The 16146-nt window shown below is 69.6% G+C and carries 15 protein-coding genes; 7 read left to right on the top strand and 8 right to left on the bottom strand.

From position 1 onward, the window contains the following. Nucleotides 1–99 precede the first annotated feature (99 nt). Nucleotides 100–780: a LuxR C-terminal-related transcriptional regulator gene (locus ACFY9S_RS33385; protein WP_391135988.1), complete on the top strand. Its 681-nt coding sequence runs from the start codon at nucleotides 100–102 to the stop codon at nucleotides 778–780. A gap of 307 nt (nucleotides 781–1087) precedes the next feature. On the opposite strand, the gene ACFY9S_RS33380 is transcribed toward ACFY9S_RS33385, so the two are convergent. Beyond that, on the bottom strand, nucleotides 1088–1405 hold the full coding sequence (locus ACFY9S_RS33380) for a hypothetical protein (RefSeq protein WP_391135986.1): 318 nt from the start codon (nucleotides 1403–1405) through the stop codon (nucleotides 1088–1090). An 18-nt stretch (nucleotides 1406–1423) separates the two neighbouring features. Further along, entirely contained in the window at nucleotides 1424–3103 is a 1680-nt protein-coding gene (locus ACFY9S_RS33375) for a sodium/solute symporter (RefSeq protein ID WP_391135983.1), read from the bottom strand. A 164-nt stretch (nucleotides 3104–3267) separates the two neighbouring features. On the opposite strand from ACFY9S_RS33375, the gene galT reads away from it, so the two are divergent. Genes galT through galK form a run of 3 tightly spaced genes read left to right on the top strand, consistent with a single transcriptional unit; the run spans nucleotide 3268 to nucleotide 6479 of the window. After that, nucleotides 3268–4329 (top strand): galactose-1-phosphate uridylyltransferase, encoded by a 1062-nt coding sequence (gene galT / locus ACFY9S_RS33370; protein ID WP_391135980.1) that lies wholly within the window; start codon nucleotides 3268–3270, stop codon nucleotides 4327–4329. Further along, nucleotides 4326–5288, top strand: a complete 963-nt coding sequence (gene galE / locus ACFY9S_RS33365) for a UDP-glucose 4-epimerase GalE (RefSeq protein ID WP_391135977.1) — start codon at nucleotides 4326–4328, stop codon at nucleotides 5286–5288. The genes galT and galE overlap by 4 nt, the downstream gene beginning before the upstream one ends. A 27-nt stretch (nucleotides 5289–5315) precedes the next feature. Further along, nucleotides 5316–6479 carry a galactokinase gene (gene galK / locus ACFY9S_RS33360; RefSeq protein WP_391135974.1) on the top strand — a complete coding sequence of 388 codons (1164 nt, stop codon included), beginning with the start codon at nucleotides 5316–5318 and terminating at the stop codon, nucleotides 6477–6479. Nucleotides 6480–6536: 57 nt separating this feature from the next. Here the strand turns inward: galK and ACFY9S_RS33355 are convergent, their stop codons facing one another. The 3 genes from ACFY9S_RS33355 to ACFY9S_RS33345 all read right to left on the bottom strand — a co-directional run bounded on the left by ACFY9S_RS33355 (nucleotide 6537) and on the right by ACFY9S_RS33345 (nucleotide 8764). Further along, a complete protein-coding gene (locus tag ACFY9S_RS33355) occupies nucleotides 6537–7562 on the bottom strand; it encodes a hypothetical protein (protein WP_391135971.1) in 1026 nt (341 codons plus the stop codon). Further along, nucleotides 7550–8188: a hypothetical protein gene (locus ACFY9S_RS33350; RefSeq protein WP_391135968.1), complete on the bottom strand. Its 639-nt coding sequence runs from the start codon at nucleotides 8186–8188 to the stop codon at nucleotides 7550–7552. The genes ACFY9S_RS33355 and ACFY9S_RS33350 overlap by 13 nt, the downstream gene beginning before the upstream one ends. 117 nt (nucleotides 8189–8305) lie before the next feature. Continuing rightward, nucleotides 8306–8764 carry a GNAT family N-acetyltransferase gene (locus ACFY9S_RS33345; RefSeq protein ID WP_391135965.1) on the bottom strand — a complete coding sequence of 153 codons (459 nt, stop codon included), beginning with the start codon at nucleotides 8762–8764 and terminating at the stop codon, nucleotides 8306–8308. 309 nt (nucleotides 8765–9073) lie between these two features. On the opposite strand from ACFY9S_RS33345, the gene ACFY9S_RS33340 reads away from it, so the two are divergent. Next, nucleotides 9074–9841 (top strand): LuxR C-terminal-related transcriptional regulator, encoded by a 768-nt coding sequence (locus tag ACFY9S_RS33340; protein ID WP_391135962.1) that lies wholly within the window; start codon nucleotides 9074–9076, stop codon nucleotides 9839–9841. On the opposite strand, the gene tamR is transcribed toward ACFY9S_RS33340, so the two are convergent. Continuing rightward, on the bottom strand, nucleotides 9800–10297 hold the full coding sequence (tamR, locus tag ACFY9S_RS33335) for a MarR family transcriptional regulator TamR (RefSeq protein ID WP_102909275.1): 498 nt from the start codon (nucleotides 10295–10297) through the stop codon (nucleotides 9800–9802). The genes ACFY9S_RS33340 and tamR overlap by 42 nt on opposite strands. A gap of 127 nt (nucleotides 10298–10424) precedes the next feature. Here tamR and ACFY9S_RS33330 point away from each other — a divergent pair, with 127 nt between their 5' ends. Then, nucleotides 10425–11315: a trans-aconitate 2-methyltransferase gene (locus ACFY9S_RS33330; RefSeq protein ID WP_391135959.1), complete on the top strand. Its 891-nt coding sequence runs from the start codon at nucleotides 10425–10427 to the stop codon at nucleotides 11313–11315. Between the two features lie 64 nt (nucleotides 11316–11379). Here ACFY9S_RS33330 and ACFY9S_RS33325 read toward each other — a convergent pair whose 3' ends face one another. Both ACFY9S_RS33325 and ACFY9S_RS33320 read right to left on the bottom strand, forming a co-directional pair. After that, a complete protein-coding gene (locus ACFY9S_RS33325) occupies nucleotides 11380–12057 on the bottom strand; it encodes a TetR family transcriptional regulator (protein ID WP_391135956.1) in 678 nt (225 codons plus the stop codon). After that, nucleotides 12054–13067 carry a fatty acid desaturase gene (locus ACFY9S_RS33320; RefSeq protein WP_391135953.1) on the bottom strand — a complete coding sequence of 338 codons (1014 nt, stop codon included), beginning with the start codon at nucleotides 13065–13067 and terminating at the stop codon, nucleotides 12054–12056. Before ACFY9S_RS33320 ends, ACFY9S_RS33325 begins: the two co-directional genes overlap by 4 nt. A gap of 295 nt (nucleotides 13068–13362) precedes the next feature. Here ACFY9S_RS33320 and ppc point away from each other — a divergent pair, with 295 nt between their 5' ends. After that, nucleotides 13363–16095, top strand: a complete 2733-nt coding sequence (gene ppc, locus ACFY9S_RS33315; protein WP_391135950.1) for a phosphoenolpyruvate carboxylase — start codon at nucleotides 13363–13365, stop codon at nucleotides 16093–16095. Nucleotides 16096–16146 lie beyond the last annotated feature (51 nt).

The following is a 16146-nucleotide window of genomic DNA, read 5'->3' as shown; positions in this document are numbered from 1 at the left end:
GGGAGCGCAACGTCGAACAAGCGTGTAGCTTCCGGGGGCATGAAGGCGGGGGAGCCGGGGGGCTTCCATGGGGGGACTGGGTGACTGGGGGGTTGCTCGATGGGAGCGCGGCTCATGGTGGTCGACGACCACCGATTGCTGGCCGAGGCGCTGGCTTCGGCGCTGAAGCTGCGGGGGCACCGGGTGCTGGCCGCGGCGGCGCCGGCCGCGGGGGCGGCGGACCTGGTGATCACGCGGGCGCCGGAGGTGTGCCTGCTGGGGACGGCGGTGCCGGCGGAGCCGGGAATCTTCGACCCGGTGGTGCGGATCAAGCGGGAGCGGCCGCAGGTCGCGGTGCTGGTGCTGGGGCCGGTGCCAAGCCCGCGGGGCATCGCGGCGGCGTTCGCGGCGGGGGCCTCCGGCTATGTCCGGCACGATGAGCGCATAGAGGGTGTCGAGCGGGCGATCATGAAGGCGCGGGCAGGGGAGGCGGCGGTGGCCCCGCAGCTGCTGCAGGGAGCGTTCAGCGAGTTGCTCAACCCGGCAGCCCAACCGGACGACGAGGGCCAGCGGTTGCTGTCCATGCTCACGCCGAGGGAGGTCGAGGTCCTGGTCCGCGTGGCGGACGGCGAGGACACCCGCCTGATCGCGGCAGGCATGGGCATCGCACCGTCGACGGCGCGTACGCACGTCCAGCGGGTCCTGATGAAGCTGGGCGTCGGCTCCCGCCTGGAGGCGGCTGCGTTGGCGGCACGGACGGGGTTGCTGGACCGGGCGGGGTCGGTGTCGCGGGAGCCGTGAAGCGGGGGCGCGGGTGGCTTGCGCCTGGCGCCGGGTGGTGGGTCGGGGCCGGCCGGGGGGTGTCCGTCCTCGGAACGGCGCGATGGGGTCGTGTACCGGCTGACTGTTCGTTGACGCGCCAACCGCCGCGGGCGGACACCCCCGGGCACGGTCTGTTGCGTACGACGGCGGGTGCGGGCGCGCCTCGGCTCGCCCAGCTGCGGGTATGCGTATGTGCCGGTGGGGGCGGTGGGGGAGGGTGGGCGCAGCAGCACCCCGCTACGCCGGGTCGGGCACCCATCCGGGCCTCAGCACCGGGGCGGCCGGGCTACTCCGCCCGTTCGTCGTCCTCCGGCTCAAGCCCCGGCGGCGGCGGAGCCACCGGCCTCAGTTTCAGCCATGCCAGGAAGAACAAGCCCAGCAGGAGCATTCCCAACCCGGTCCACAGGTTGATGTTCACCCCCTCGGCCTTGTCGATGTCCGCGTCGGACGCCGTGAACCCCGCGATCATGACGATGACGCCGTAGAGCACGAACAGCCCGCCGATGATCCGCCGGATGTCGAACAGCCGCGCGGCGGTCGCCGACTTGCCCTGCAGCTCGGTGACTTCCCGCTGCACGTCCTTGTCGGAGTAGAACTCGGACATCTGTCAATCCTCCCTCGGTCAGAACGAGAACGGGATGTAGCAGGCCGCGGCCAGGACGACCGCGCCCCAGCCCAGCAGCGCCGGCCTGCGGTACCAGGCCTCGTCTCCGGGGGCCGGCGGCTCGGTCATGCCGGGCGAGGTCGTGCCGTAGACCAGTCCCTGCAACTCCTCGCTCGGCTTGGGTGCCGTGAACAGCGACACCGCCACCATCACCACCGCGCCCGCGACGAAGCCCGCGATCGCGGAGACGAAGTTGGCCCCCTGGTCGGAAGGGATGCCGACGATGTCCTGCTTGTAGAGGACGAAGTAGTTGACCATCGCCGCGGTGGTGCCCGCGAGCAGCCCCCAGAAGCCGGACTTCATGGAGGCCCGCTTCCAGAACATGCCGATGACGAAGACGACGAACATCGGCACGTTGAAGAAGGAGAACAGCGTCTGGAGGTAGGCCATGATGTTGGAGAAGGACCGCGCCAGGAACGCCGTGCCGATGGAGGCCAGGACACCGATCGCCGTGATGAGCCGCCCGAAGCGCACGTAGTACTCGTCCTCGCGGCCCCTGACGACGTACTTCGCCCAGATGTCCGTCGTGAACACGGTGTTGAAGGACGACACGTTCGCCGCCATGCCCGCCATGAACGCCGCGAGCAGGCCGGTGACGGCGATGCCCAGCACGCCGTTGGGCAGCAGCTGCTCCATCAGGTACGGGATGGCGTCGTTGTACTGGAGGTCGGAGCCGGAGGTGCCGATTTTAGGGACCAGGACCGCGGCGACCAGGCCCGGGATCATCACCAGGAACACGATGAAGATCTTCGGGAAAGCGGCGATGAGGGGAGTGCGCTGTGCCGCCGAGAGGTTCTTCGCGGACAGCGCGCGCTGCACCTCGGCGAAGTTCGTCGTCCAGTAGCCGAAGGAGAGGACGAATCCGAGACCCAGGACGATCGTCAGCCAGTTCGCGCCCAGCGGGTTGTCGCTGCCGATGCCGGTGCCGCCCCAGGACGTCATGAAGTCGGCGCCGCGGCTCTCGGTGAGGGAGTCGGACAGGCCGTCCCAGCCGCCGACCTTCTTCAGGCCGAGGACGGAGAGGGGGATGAGCGCCGCCAGGATCACGAAGAACTGCAGGACCTCGTTGTAGATCGCCGAGGACAGGCCGCCGAGCGTGATGTACGCCAGGACGAAGAAGCCGGCGACCACGATCGCCACCCACTCCGGCCAGCCCAGCAGCGCCTCGACGACGATGGCCAGGGCGTAGAGGTTGACGCCGGCGATGAGGATCGCGGCGAAGGCGAAGAGGATCGCGCTGAGCAGGTGCGCCCCCTTGTCGAAGCGCAGCAGCAGGAACTCGGGGACCGAGCGCACCTTGGAGCCGTAGTAGAAGGGCATCATCACCAGGCCCAGGAAGACCATGGCCGGGATGGCGCCGATCCAGTACCAGTGCGTGGTGTAGACGCCGTACTGGGCGCTGTTGGCGGCCATGCCGAGGATCTCGGTGGCCCCCAGGTTGGCCGCGATGAACGCGAGACCGGTGACCCATGCGGGCAGGGAACGGCCGGAGAGGAAGAAGTCGAGACTGGTCTTCACCGAGCTGCGGGCGGCGAAGCCGATGCCGAGGACGACGGCGAAGTAGATGCCGAGAATCGTGTAGTCGAGCCAGTTGGTGGGGAGTCGCAGCTCGGCTGCCAGCTGGGTGGGGGAACGCATGAGCCCTCGCTTCGGTGCGGGAACCGATACCTCGCGGAATCCACTTCTCCGCATGCAGTGATTGAACCCGCCCGCTGATGCTCTTTGTTTGATTGTGATGTTGACGGTTGTGGTGTGTTGTGTTTTGATATGTTGGGTTCTGTTTGAAGGACAAGGAGTCCGGCGTGAAGAAGACCTCGACCCGGCTGGCCGACGGTCGTGAACTCATCTACTACGACCTGCGTGACGACAGCGTGCGGGACGCGACCGACCGACGTCCGCTGGACCGCACCGTCACCACGTCCGAGACCCGCCGTGACCCCCTCCTCGGCGACTCCGTCGCCATCGCCTCGCACCGCCAGGGCCGCACCTACCACCCCCCGGCCGACGAGTGCCCCCTGTGCCCCTCGGCGGGTGACCGCCTGAGCGAGATCCCGGACTCGTCGTACGACGCCGTCGTCTTCGAGAACCGCTTCCCCTCGCTCGCCGGCGACTCGGGCCGCTGCGAGGTCGTCTGCTTCACCTCCGACCACAACGCCTCCTTCGCCGACCTCACCGAGGAGCAGGCCGGGCTGGTACTGGAGGCGTGGACGGACCGCACGTCGGAGCTGTCCCACCTCCCCGCCGTCGAGCAGGTGTTCTGCTTCGAGAACCGGGGCGCCGAGATCGGCGTGACCCTCGGGCACCCGCACGGCCAGATCTACGCCTACCCCTTCACCACCCCCCGCACCGCCCTGATGCTGCGCTCCGTCGCGGCCCACAAGGAGATGACCGGCGGGGAGAACCTCTTCGACGCCGTCCTGGAGCGTGAACTCGCCGGTGAACGCCTCGTCCTGGAGGGTGAACACTGGGTGGCCTTCGTGCCGTACGCGGCGCACTGGCCGTACGAGGTACACCTGTACCCCAAGCGCCGCGTGCCCGACCTGCTCGGCCTGGACGAGGGCGCGCGCACAGAGTTCCCCAAGGTCTATCTGGAACTCTTGAGGCGCTTCGACCGGATCTTCGGTGAGAGTGAATCCCCGACGCCGTACATCGCGGCCTGGCACCAGGCCCCGTTCGGCGCGCTGGAGGAGTTCGACGGGGTCGTGCGTGAGGACTTCGCGCTGCACCTCGAGCTTTTCACCATCCGCCGCACTTCCGGCAAGCTGAAGTTCCTCGCGGGTTCCGAGTCCGGCATGAACGTGTTCATCAACGACGTGCCGCCGGAGCACGCGGCCGAGCGACTGCGAGAGGTAGCGAGTTCATGAGCGGGAAGTACCTGGTGACGGGCGGCGCGGGATACGTCGGCAGCGTGGTCGCACAGCACCTGCTGGAGGCCGGTCACGAGGTCGTCGTCCTCGACAACCTCTCCACGGGCTTCCGCGAGGGCGTCCCGGCGGGCGCGTCGTTCATCGAGGGCGACATCCGCGACGCCGCCAAGTGGCTGGACTCCTCCTTCGACGGCGTGCTCCACTTCGCGGCGTTCTCCCAGGTCGGCGAGTCGGTCGCGAAGCCCGAGAAGTACTGGGACAACAACGTCGGCGGCACCATGGCGCTGCTGGCCGCGATGCGCGAGGCGGGCGTCCGCAAGCTGGTCTTCTCCTCCACGGCGGCGACGTACGGCGAGCCGGAGCAGGTCCCCATCGTCGAGTCGGCGCCCACGTCCCCGACGAACCCGTACGGCGCCTCCAAGCTCGCCGTCGACCACATGATCACGGGCGAGGCCGCGGCGCACGGCCTGGGCGCGGTGTCGCTGCGCTACTTCAACGTCGCGGGCGCCTACGGCGCGTACGGCGAGCGCCACGACCCCGAGTCCCACCTGATCCCGCTGGTCCTCCAGGTCGCGCAGGGCAGGCGCGAGGCGATCTCCGTCTTCGGCGACGACTACCCGACGCCGGACGGCACCTGCGTACGCGACTACATCCACGTCGCGGACCTGGCCGAGGCCCACCTGCTGGCCCTGACGGCCGCCGCTCCCGGTGAGCACCTGATCTGCAACCTCGGCAACGGCAACGGCTTCTCCGTCCGCGAGGTCATCGAAACGGTCCGCACGGTGACCGGCCACCCGATCCCGGAGGTGGTCGCCCCCCGCCGGGGAGGCGACCCGGCGGTCCTGGTGGCCTCGGCCGCCACGGCCCGCGAGAAGCTGGGCTGGAACCCGTCCCGCGCGGACCTCGCGGGAATCGTCGCGGACGCGTGGGACTTCGCGCAGCGGCGCGGCAACTAGAAGGTACGGAAGGGTCAGGGGTCAGGCATGAGCGAGGCTGTGGCGGAGACGGTCGCCTCACGGTTCGGCGAGCTGTACGGAGCCGAGCCGCACGGCGTGTGGGCGGCACCGGGCCGCGTCAACCTCATCGGCGAGCACACGGACTACAACGACGGCTTCGTCATGCCGTTCGCCCTGCCGCACACCGCGGTGGCGGCGGTGGCACGCCGCGAGGACGGTGTGCTGCGCCTGCACTCGGCGGACGTGGAGCAAGGAGTGACCGAGCTCCAACTCGACGCCCTGTCCCCCGGGTCGGACAAGAACTGGACGGCGTACCCGGCGGGCGTGGTCTGGGCCCTGCGTGAAGCCGGCCACGCCGTCACGGGCGCGGACATCCACCTCGCCTCCACGGTCCCCTCGGGCGCGGGCCTCTCCTCGTCGGCGGCCCTGGAGGTCGTCGTCGCCCTGGCCCTGAACGACCTCTTCTCCCTCGGCCTGCGCGGCTGGCAGCTGGCCCGCCTGTGCCAGCGCGCGGAAAACGTCTACGTCGGCGCCCCCGTCGGCATCATGGACCAAACGGCGTCGGCCTGCTGCGAGGCCGGCCACGCCCTGTTCCTCGACACGCGTGACCTCTCCCAGAAGCAGATCCCCTTCGACCTCGCGGCGGAGGGCATGCGCCTGCTGGTCGTGGACACGCAGGTCAAGCACTCCCACAGCGAGGGCGAGTACGGCAAGCGCCGCGCCGGCTGCGAGAAGGGCGCGGACCTGCTGGGCGTCGACGCGCTCCGGGACGTCCCCTACGCCGGCCTGGACGCGGCGCTGGCCCGCCTCGGCGACGAGGAGGAGGTCCGTCGCCTGGTCCGCCACATCGTCACGGAGAACGAGCGGGTCGAACGGGTCGTCTCCCTCCTGGAGTCGGGCGAGACCCGCTCGATCGGACCGGTCCTCATCGAGGGCCACGCCTCCCTCCGCGACGACTTCCGCATCTCCTGCCCGGAACTGGACCTGGTCGTCGACACGGCCCTGGCTTCCGGCGCCCTGGGCTCGCGCATGACGGGCGGCGGCTTCGGCGGCGCGGCGATCGTCCTCGCGGAGGAGTCGGACGTGGACGCCATCACCAAGTCGGTGACGGAGGCCTTCGCGGCGGCGGGCTTCAAGACGCCGCGCGTCTTCGAAGCGGTCCCGTCGGCGGGAGCCCGCCGCATCCGCTGACCGGCCCGGCCCGAGAGCGGCCCCTCTCCTCGCACCGAGGAGCCGCTCTCGTCACGGTCAGCGGTTGACGGACTGGATCTCCTGCACCGGCACCTCGGTGGTGGTGGCGAACGTGCCGTTGGGCAGGTCACCGCCCGTGCCGCCCGCGCCTTCCCAGGTGATCTCCCAGGTGAGAGTCGCCTCCAGGCCGTAGGTGTCGTCTCCCGACGAGCGCAGGTACCGCACGCCGCACGGGGGCGTCAGCTCCCCCTTGCCCCTGGCGTACGGCTCGCCGATGGAGCCGTCGTCGTTGATCAGGCACTCACCGGACGCCGGGAGGGTCTCCGCGTCCGCTGTTCCCGGATCGAGGTGCAGGCTCACCGGCTTGGCCGTGGTGGTCGCCCACAGTCCCGTGCCGGGCAGACTCGCCGTGACGGAGACGGGCTTGAAGGCGCCCTTGTCCAGCCAGACCCACGTGGGCGCGTTCACTGTGGACTTGCCGTTCGGCGCCATGGAGATCTCGGTAGGCGGCACGACGGTGCGCTGGTGTGCGAGACCGGCGAGCGTCTCGGTGTCGATGGCCTGGGGGACGCCGGGGTCCTGGCCGTTGTCGACCCAGAACGGGTCGCGCTTACAGTTTCCGGCGGCGGGGTCATCCTCCATCTTCGGATTCTTGACGGCGACCCACCACATGCCTTCGTCGTTCTTGTCGACGTTGAAGTTCTTGTAGGGGCGGCCCCCCTTGTAGCGCGCCTTGTCGTCGGCGACGCCTGCAGGCGCACCACCGACCGAGTCGTAGATCGACCAGTTGGCCTCGGTGTAGGTCTTGAAATCCTTGGCCTTCCAGTAGGGCTCGTACCAGCAGGCCGGTGGTTCCCAGTCAACGGCGGTGGACGTGACCGGGCCACTGTCTTTCGAGGGGGCGCTGCCCTCCACGTTGAAGCTGACGCGGGACTCCAGCATGGGACCTGAGGAGTCACCAGACGTCTTTTCGGCCTGGTTTCCGTTGCTGCCGATACCTCCAGCGACAGCTATGTCCACACCGACGAAGAGCATCGCGGCGGTCAGGGCCCCGAGCGCCACGCGCCGGGTCACGGCTGGCACTTCTGCGACCCCCGGTCCTCGTGCAGGCTCCAGATCTGCCAGACGCCTTGCTTGTCCTTCTTCACGCTGGCGTTGTAGTACACGTAGCTGTCAGGCGAGGTCTCGACCACCTTCACCTTTTTCGTCTTCAGGTCCTTGACGTTCGCTTCGCTCTCGTCCACGCAGTACGTCAGCGCCGCCGACGTCTTGTCGAACACCGTCACCTGGCGATCGAAGTAGCGCAGGGTGCCGGCCCAGCTCGTCTTCCTGGCGTTGTTGTCCTTCGCGTAGTTGTAAACACCCCTCAGCGCGGCGTCCGTGTAGTAGAAGCCCATGCCCGACTTCTTCAGATCGCCGGAGGCCACGGCCTGCCACACGGTGCTGACGGCCCGTTCGTTGTCCGCCAGGATCGCGTCCTTGACGGCGTCGCCGGTCTGCCGGCCCTCGAACACCAGCTTCATATCCGATGGCAGCTTGATCTCCGGCCGATCGATCCCGTCCGCAGACGCCGAAACCGAAGGCGAAGCAGAGGCCTTGTCGCCCGAGTCCGCTCCGGCGATCTTGTCGGACGACGACGAACCGTCACCTCCTCCCGAGCCACAGGCGGTCAGCAGCAGGGCCGCGGATGCGGTGAGCGCGGCCGTCACGAGCCGAGCGGGGCGGTTCACTGTGTCTCCCGTTGATCATGTGGGGGGATAACTCAAGCGAACCAACGCTATCGGTGGTTGAAGTCGGCGCAGCATCGAGGGCTTCGCACTCGCAGATCAGCCCAGCCTCTTCACCAATGAGTACTCCGTGATCCCCGGTGGATAGTCCGGGATCACGCTCACCACCTCGTACCCCTGCTTCCGGTAGAACCTCGGGGCCTGGAAGTCCCAGGTTTCCAGGCGGGCCGCGCGGCAGCCGCGGGACCTTGTCGCGATGTGTTCCGCCTGCGCGAGCAACCGCGCTCCCAGGCCCCTGCCGCGGTGGCGTTCGTCGACCCAGAGGTATGTGACGTGGAGCCAGGTCGCCCAGGTGTGGCCGACCAGGCCGCCGGCGAGGTCGTCGTCGCTGTCGTTCACAGCCCACACATGCAAGGGGGCGTCCCTTTCGTCCGGTGTCCCGAGCAGGGCGCGCAGGATCGGAGAGGCGGCTGTGTTCGTGTCCCGCAGCCGTGTGCGGAGCAGATCACGTCGGGCCTTGTCGACTTCTGTCTCAAGACGGAACATGCGGCACACCATAAACGCGTCGGACGGTCAGTTCTGCAAATAACCTTCCGCTCCGGGCCCCCGTCCGTACCCTGATGAACAGCACCGGTGGGGGCCGGTGCCGATCAGGGGGCGAGACAGCCGGGTACGACGCCCGGGGTGGGGGTAGCGGTTACTGCACGGCGGCGGCCGTGCGGCTGCGGCGACCCGAACAGGCTGCCGCGGCACCGACGGACGGGTCGGACGCGGCGGATCCGGACACTCCGGCGTCGTACCCGCGCGGTGTCATCCTCCGGTGACGGGGTAGCCCCTGCTCTTCGGGAGCTCGGGGAAGGGGGTTTCGTGGTTCGCATCCGAGTCCTGGTCGTCGACGACCACCGCATCTTCGCGGAGTCACTCGCGGCGGCTCTGGCAGCCGAGCCCGATGTCGACGTCTCCGCGGCCGGCAGCGGTCCGGCCGCGCTGCGCAGCCTGGAGCGGGCGGTCGCCGAGGGGCGGCGGTTCGACGTGCTGCTCGTGGACGCCGATCTGGGCGGCAAGGTGCCGGGCGCCCGCCCGGCCGTACCCGTGCAGGAGGGCAACGAGGACGGGCTCGTCGACGGGATCTCCCTCGTCGCGGGAGTGCGCTCGGCGCAGCCGAACACACGGATCGTCGTGCTCGCCGAGAAGGACGATCCACGGCGGGCCGCGCTCGCCCTGCAGGCCGGCGCCTCGGGGTGGGTCGCCAAGGACTGCTCACTGTCCCGGCTGCTCACCGTCATCCGGGGCGTGCTGCGGGAGGAGACCCATCTGCCTCCCGCCCTGCTGACGGGCGTACTGCGGGAGCTCACCGCCGCCCGCAAACACCGCACCGAGAGCGAGCGGCTCGTCGAGTCCCTCACCCCGCGTGAGCGGGAAGTGCTGCGGTGCATGGTGGCAGGGCTGGGGCGCAAGGCCGTCGCCGAGCGCCTGTACCTGTCGCCGCACACCGTGCGGACCCATATGCAGAACGTCCTCGGCAAGCTCGGCGTCCACTCCACCCTCGCCGCCGTCGCCCTGGCGCGGCGGGCCGGGGTCGGGCCCGCGGACCTAACCGGGGATGTTGTCGAACGGGGCGGTCAGCTGGCGTAGCAGCGACGCCAGTTCGCCGCGCTGGGCCCGGGAGAGCTCCGCGAGGATCGCGCGCTCCTGGTCCAGCAGGCCTGCCAGGGCCTGGTCCGCGCGATCCCGGCCCTCGTCCGTCAGCCGGACCAGGACGCCTCGGCGGTCACTGGGGTCGGGGAGCCGCTCCACCAGGCCCTTCTTGGCCAGGCGGTCGATGCGGTTCGTCATCGTGCCCGAGGTGACGAGGGTCTGGGTGAGGAGCTGCCCCGGCGAGAGCTGGTACGGCGTGCCCGCGCGGCGCAGGGCCGTCAGGACGTCGAACTCCCACGGCTCCAGGTTGTGCTCCGCGAACGCCAGCCGTCGTGCCCGGTCCAGGTGCCGGGCCAGTCTGCTCACACGGCTGAGCACCTCGAGCGGTTCGACGTCGAGGTCCGGGCGCTCCCGGCGCCACGCTGCGACCAGCCGATCGACCTCGTCCTCCATGACGATCAGTGTAGTGGTTGTGTCGACGTAGAGTCTCTTGACGTCTAGTTTCTTGACATCGAGATAATTGCTTGGTCACGCTGGGTGTGCGTCCCGTACGGTCACCGCCAGGACACCAGGAGGATCCATGCCCGCAGCCGCCCCCACCTGGGACCCCGCCCAGTACCTCCGGCACGCCGGCCACCGCGCGCGCCCCTTCACCGACCTCCTCGCGCGCGTCCCCGAGCTGCCCACGCGGCAACCCGCGGGCCGTCCCCGCATCGCCGACCTCGGCTGCGGTCCCGGCAACGTCACCGCGCTGCTCGCCGCCCGCTGGCCCACCGCCCTGATCACCGGCTACGACACCTCGCCCGAGATGCTCGACAAGGCCCGCGCCGATCACCAGGGGCCCACCCCGGCAGGCGGACGTCTCGACTTCGCCCACGCCGACGTACGGACGTGGACGCCGGACGAGCCGTTCGACCTGATCGTCAGCAACGCCACGCTGCAGTGGGTACCCGGGCACGCCGAACGGTTCGCCGACTGGGCGGCCGGGCTGAAACCCGGCGGCACCCTCGCCTTCCAGGTGCCCGGGAACTTCGACGCCCCCAGTCACCGGCTCATGCGGGAACTCGCCGGTTCACCGCGTCGGCGCGGCCGGCTCGACGGCACCTTGCGCCACACGGACGCCGTCCTCGACCCCGAGGCCTACCTGGAGCGGCTGACGTCCCTCGGCTGCGCCGCAGACGTGTGGGAGACGACGTACATCCATCTGCTCCAGGGCGAGGACCCGGTGCTCGACTGGGTGAAGGGGACCGGGCTGAGGCCCGTGCTGACCGCCCTCGCCGACGATCCCGAGGCGCGGGACGAGTTCGTCGCCGAGTACCGGGCGGCCTTGCGTGAGGCGTATCCGACGGGGGCGCACGGCACCCCGTTTCCGTTCCGCCGGGTGTTCGCCGTCGCCCGCAAGCAGGAGTCCGGCGGGCAGGAGCCCCGGAAGCTGGAGTCCGGCGAGCAGGAGTCCAGCCAGCAGGAGTGACGCGAGCAGGAGTGACGATGCACCGCCCCGGTCATGCGTGCCAGGGCGGTGAACCGCGTCAGGATCAGGCCTTGCGGCGCCCTATCAGGTGCGGCTTGGCCTCTATCCCGTCCAGACCGTGCCACGCCAGGTTCACCAGATGCGCGGCCACCTCGGCCTTCTTCGGCTTGCGCACGTCCAGCCACCACTGGCCGGTCAGCGCGACCATGCCCACCAGGGCCTGGGCATACAGCGGCGCCAGCTTGGGGTCGAAGCCGCGGCTCTTGAACTCGCGGCCCAGGATGTCCTCCACTTGCGTGGCGATGTCCGAGATCAGCGAGGCGAAGGAACCCGTCGACTGGGGGATGGGGGAGTCACGGACCAGGATGCGGAAACCGTCCGTGTACTCCTCGATGTAGTCCAGCAGGGCGAACGCCGCCTGTTCGCAGAGTTCGCGAGGGTGACCGGCCGTGAGCGAGCTGGTCACCATGTCCAGCAGACGCCGCATCTCACGGTCCACGACGACCGCGTACAGCCCTTCCTTACCGCCGAAGTGCTCGTACACCACCGGCTTGGAGACCCCGGCCTTCGCCGCGATCTCCTCCACCGACGTGCCCTCGAACCCCTTCGCCGCGAAGAGCGTGCGACCGATCTCCAGCAGCTGCTGACGGCGCTCCGCACCGGTCATCCGGGTGCGACGCGCTCGCCGCGGCTTGTCGTTGCCTGAGGTGCTGTTCGAGTCGGTCGCCACAGCGACCATCATGCCGCCTCGACGGGCTCCTTCCTGTCCGGGGAGCCGCCTTCCCCGGTGTCACGGCGTGAATCGATACGGGAGCGTGACGGCCAGCGCACGTCGTACGCCCAGCCCGCCATCTCGAACCAGCGGATCAGCCGGGCGGACGAATCCAGCTGGCCGCGCATCACCCCGTGCCGAGCCGAGGTCGGGTCGGCGTGGTGCAGGTTGTGCCAGGACTCACCGCAGGACAGCACCGCCAGCCACCACACGTTGCCCGAACGGTCACGCGACTTGAAGGGCCGCTTGCCCACCGCGTGGCAGATCGAGTTGATCGACCAGGTCACGTGGTGCAGCAGGGCCACACGGACGAGCGAACCCCAGAAGAACGCGGTGAAGGCGCCCCACCAGGACATCGTCACCAGACCGCCGATCAGCGGCGGCAGCGCCAGCGACATCACCGTCCACAGCACGAACTGGCGGGAGATGTTCCGGAGCGTCTTGTCCTTGATCAGGTCCGGGGCGTACTTCTCCTGCGACGTCTGCTCCTCATCGAACATCCATCCGATGTGCGCCCACCACAGGCCCTTCATCAGGGCCGGAAGCGTCTCGCCGAACCGCCACGGCGAATGCGGGTCGCCCTCCGCGTCGGAGAACTTGTGGTGCTTGCGGTGATCGGCCACCCAGCGCACCAACGGGCCCTCGACCGCCATCGAACCCGCGATCGCCAGCGCGATCTTCAGCGGCCGCTTGGCCTTGAAGGACCCATGGGTGAAGTGACGGTGGAAGCCGATCGTGATGCCGTGGCACCCCAGGTAATAGAAGAAGACGAGCAGGCCGAGATCCAGCCAGCTCACCCCCCAGCCCCACGCAAGCGGAACCGCCGCCAGCAGCGCGACGAACGGGACGGTGATGAAGAGGAGCAGGGCGATCTGCTCGATGGACCGCTTCTTCTCGCCGCCCAGCGTGGCAGGTGCGGCTTCGGTGGCCTGACCGGGCGCCTTCTGGGCGGTGTCGATCACGTCGGAACTACTGGTCATACGCGTCCCCTGGGGGGTATGTGGACGGAGAAGGGGTGGCCGCGGCACGGGAACCGCGACCTACTTCCTACGGATCCGTAACCTACGGCATCGTAAGTATGTCAGTGCGTCGCCCGGCGGCAAGAGCCCGCGAGCCTGCGCGTCCCGGCCGACACCTATCCTGGAGTCGGTCGGACAGCGCGGTCCGCTCTGATTTCCTCCCGGATGTCCGATCCGTTTGCGGCCCCCGGCCGCCGCGAGACGCCGTCCGGGTTCCCCTCCCAGACGAGCTTCAACACTGCAAGGAGCCGCACCTGTGAGCAGTGCCGACGACCAGACCACGACGACGAGCAGCGAGCTGCGGGCCGACATCCGCCGCTTGGGCGACCTCCTCGGCGAGACCCTCGTCCGCCAAGAGGGCCCCGAGCTGCTGGAACTCGTCGAAAAGGTCCGCCGCCTCACCCGAGAGGACGGCGAGGCCGCCGCCGAGCTGCTGCGCGGCACCGAACTCGACACCGCGGCCAAGCTGGTCCGGGCGTTCTCCACCTACTTCCACCTGGCCAACGTCACCGAGCAGGTCCACCGCGGCCGCGAGCTGCGCGCCCGCCGCGCCGCCGAGGGCGGACTCCTCGCCCGTACCGCCGACCGGCTGAAGGACGCCGACCCCGAGCACCTGCGCGAGACGGTCCGCAACCTCAACGTCCGCCCCGTCTTCACCGCCCACCCCACCGAGGCCGCACGCCGGTCCGTCCTCAACAAGCTCCGGCGCATCGCCGCGCTCCTGGAGACCCCGGTCATCGCATCCGACCGGCGCCGCCTCGACACCCGCCTCGCCGAGAACATCGACCTCGTCTGGCAGACCGACGAACTGCGCGTCGTGCGCCCCGAGCCCGCCGACGAGGCCCGCAACGCCATCTACTACCTCGACGAACTCCACGCCGGCGCCGTCGGAGACGTCCTGGAAGACCTCACCGCCGAGCTGGAGCGCGCCGGCGTCAAGCTCCCCGACGACACCCGCCCCCTCTCCTTCGGCACCTGGATCGGCGGCGACCGCGACGGCAACCCCAACGTCACCCCCCAGGTGACCTGGGACGTCCTCATCCTCCAGCACGAACACGGCATCAACGACGCCCTGGAGACCATCGACGAACTCCGCGGCTTCCTCTCCAACTCCATCCGCTACGCCGGCGCCACCGAGGAACTGCTGACCTCCCTCCAGGCCGACCTGGAGAACCTCCCCGAGATCAGCCCCCGCTACAAGCGCCTCAACGCCGAAGAGCCCTACCGGCTCAAGGCCACCTGCATCCGGCAGAAGCTGGAGAACACCAAGAAGCGCCTCGCCAAGGGCACCGCACACGTGGCAGGCCGCGACTACCTCGGCACCAGCGAACTCATCGCCGACCTGCGGATCATCCAGGGCTCCCTGCGCGAGCACCGCGGCAGCCTCTTCGCCGACGGCCGCCTCGCCCGCACCATCCGCACCCTCGCCGCCTTCGGCCTCCAGCTCGCCACCATGGACGTCCGCGAACACGCCGACGCCCACCACCACGCCCTCGGCCAGCTCTTCGACCGCCTCGGCGAGGAATCCTGGCGCTACGCCGACATGCCCCGCGACTACCGCGCCAAGCTCCTCGCCAAGGAACTCAGGTCGAGAAGGCCGCTCGCCCCCACCCCGGCCCCCGTCGACGCGCCCGGCGAGAAGACCTTCGGCGTCTTCGGCACCGTCAAGCGCGCCCTGGAGGTCTTCGGACCCGAGGTCATCGAGTCCTACATCATCTCCATGTGCCAGGGCGCCGACGACGTCTTCGCCGCCGCAGTCCTCGCCCGCGAAGCCGGACTCATCGACCTGCACGCCGGCTGGGCCAAGATCGGCATCGTCCCGCTGCTGGAGACCACGGACGAACTCAAGGCCGCCGACACCATCCTCGAAGACATGCTCTCCGACCCGTCCTACCGGCGCCTCGTCGCGCTCCGGGGCGACGTCCAGGAGGTCATGCTCGGCTACTCCGACTCCTCCAAGTTCGGCGGTATCACCACCAGCCAGTGGGAGATCCACCGCGCCCAGCGCCGCCTGCGCGACGTCGCCCACCGCTACGGCGTACGCCTGCGCCTCTTCCACGGCCGAGGCGGCACCGTCGGCCGCGGCGGCGGCCCCACCCACGACGCCATCCTCGCCCAGCCCTGGGGCACCCTCGAAGGCGAGATCAAGGTCACCGAACAGGGCGAGGTCATCTCCGACAAGTACCTCATCCCGTCCCTGGCCCGCGAGAACCTCGAACTCACCGTCGCGGCCACCCTCCAGGCATCCGCCCTGCACACCGCCCCGCGCCAGTCCGACGAGGCCCTCGCCCGCTGGGACGCCGCCATGGACGTCGTCTCCGACGCCGCCCACGCCGCCTACCGCCGCCTCGTCGAGGACCCCGACCTGCCGACGTACTTCCTCGCGTCGACACCGGTGGACCAGCTCGCCGACCTGCACCTCGGCTCCCGCCCCTCCCGCCGCCCCGGCTCCGGCGTCTCACTCGACGGACTGCGCGCCATCCCCTGGGTGTTCGGCTGGACCCAGTCCCGGCAGATCGTCCCCGGCTGGTTCGGCGTCGGCTCCGGCCTCAAGGCCCTGCGCGAAGCCGGCCTCGACACCGTCCTCGACGAGATGCACCAGCAGTGGCACTTCTTCCGCAACTTCATCTCCAACGTCGAGATGACCCTCGCCAAGACCGACCTGCGGATCGCCCAGCACTACGTCGACACCCTCGTCCCCGACGACCTCAAGCACGTCTTCGACACCATCAAGACCGAACACGAACTCACCATCCGCGAAGTCCTCCGCGTCACCGGCGAAGCCGAACTCCTCGACGCCACACCCGTCCTGAAGCAGACCTTCACCATCCGCGACGCCTACCTCGACCCCATCTCCTACCTCCAGGTCGCCCTGCTCAAGCGACAGCGCGACGCGGCCGCCGCCGGCGAACAGCCCGACCCGCTCCTCGCCCGCGCCCTGCTCCTCACCGTCAACGGCGTGGCAGCCGGCCTGCGCAACACCGGCTGAACCACGACACACCGGTGCCCCCGAGCCTGTTCGAGACCCGGGGGCACCGGC

It is taken from the genome of Streptomyces sp. NPDC012474 (assembly GCF_042955185.1).
GTDB classification, from domain to species: domain Bacteria; phylum Actinomycetota; class Actinomycetes; order Streptomycetales; family Streptomycetaceae; genus Streptomyces; species Streptomyces cahuitamycinicus.
This window is presented reverse-complemented; position numbering and strand designations above follow the sequence as displayed.